This window comes from Ammoniphilus sp. YIM 78166 (genome assembly GCF_004522215.1).
In the GTDB taxonomy this organism is placed as follows: domain Bacteria; phylum Bacillota; class Bacilli; order Aneurinibacillales; family RAOX-1; genus YIM-78166.
This window is the reverse complement of record NZ_SDLR01000037.1, coordinates 1-733: the sequence shown is the minus strand read 5'-3', so window position 1 is coordinate 733 and position 733 is coordinate 1. Positions and strand designations below refer to the sequence as shown.

Here is a 733-nt window from a genome sequence, read left to right as displayed (position 1 = left end):
TGCTTCGAATTAAACCACATGCTCCACCGCTTGTGCGGGCCCCCGTCAATTCCTTTGAGTTTCAACCTTGCGGTCGTACTCCCCAGGCGGAGTGCTTAATGCGTTAGCTGCAGCACTGAAGGGCGGAAACCCTCCAACACTTAGCACTCATCGTTTACGGCATGGACTACCAGGGTATCTAATCCTGTTCGCTACCCATGCTTTCGAGCCTCAGCGTCAGTTACAGACTAGACAGCCGCCTTCGCCACTGGTGTTCTTCCATATATCTACGCATTCCACCGCTACACATGGAGTTCCACTGTCCTCTTCTGCACTCAAGTCTCCCAGTTTCCGATGCACTTCTCCGGTTAAGCCGAAGGCTTTCACATCAGACTTAAAAAACCGCCTGCGCTCGCTTTACGCCCAATAAATCCGGACAACGCTTGCCACCTACGTATTACCGCGGCTGCTGGCACGTAGTTAGCCGTGGCTTCCTCCTCNAAGCCGCCTGCGCGCGCTTTACGCCCAATAATTCCGGACAACGCTTGCCCCCTACGTATTACCGCGGCTGCTGGCACGTAGTTAGCCGTGGCTTTCTGGTTAAATACCGTCAACCCTTGAACAGTTACTCTCAAAGGTGTTCTTCTTTAACAACAGAGTTTTACGAGCCGAAACCCTTCTTCACTCACGCGGCATTGCTCCATCAGACTTTCGTCCATTGTGGAAGATTCCCTACTGCTGCCTCCCGTAGGAG

1 rRNA gene is annotated in these 733 nt (G+C 53.0%); it reads right to left on the bottom strand.

Going from position 1 to position 733, the window contains the following annotated elements:
- Window positions 1-733, bottom strand: a 16S ribosomal RNA gene (locus EIZ58_RS34260); the annotation flags it as partial.